Origin of the sequence: Stenotrophomonas koreensis (assembly GCF_001431525.1) — a bacterium.
GTDB classification, from domain to species: Bacteria; Pseudomonadota; Gammaproteobacteria; order Xanthomonadales; family Xanthomonadaceae; genus Stenotrophomonas; species Stenotrophomonas koreensis.
On sequence record NZ_LDJH01000049.1, the window covers coordinates 1 to 619 of the forward strand.

Annotated in this window: 1 protein-coding gene; it reads right to left on the bottom strand. The window is 63.5% G+C overall.

What is annotated here, in order from left to right:
• Positions 1–463: thymidylate synthase (thyA, locus tag ABB25_RS14050; RefSeq protein WP_152981249.1), on the bottom strand; the 463-nt coding region annotated here is incomplete at its 3' end.
• Positions 464–619: the final 156 nt, after the last annotated feature.

A 619-nucleotide genomic window follows, 5' to 3' on the forward strand; every position in this document is an offset into this window, starting at 1 on the left:
ATACACTGCATTTCTTCGGCAGCGTCACATGTGTAGAAGAGACAGCCTCCAGCTCGGCCACGTTCCAGGCACTGACGATCAGCCGGCGTGAATCCGGGTTGCGGCGGATCTCCTCCACCACCCAGGCGATCTGGTCGAAGGTACGGCCATCGGCCCCGGCCCAGCTGCGCCACTGCTTGCCATATACCGGGCCGAGGTCGCCATTGGCGTCGGCCCACTCGTCCCAGATGCTGACGTTGTGTTCCTTGAGGTAGCCGATGTTGGTGTCGCCGCGCAAAAACCACAGCAGCTCGTGGATGATCGAGCGCAGGTGCAGCTTCTTGGTGGTGACCAGCGGAAAACCCTGCGCCAGGTCAAAGCGCATCTGCCAGCCGAACACACTGCGGGTGCCGGTACCGGTGCGGTCGGCCTTGACGGTGCCGCGTTCCAGCACATGCTCCAGCAGGTCCAGGTAGGCGCGCATCAGGACTTCTCCCCGGCACCGGCTGCCACCGGCTGCAGCACCGGCGCGCTGCGCGAGCGCACGATCAGGTACAGCCCCAGCAGCACCAGCGGGATGCTCAGCAGCCTGTCCATTATACACAGTTGACGCTGCCGACGAAACGCAATGTGAAGACAA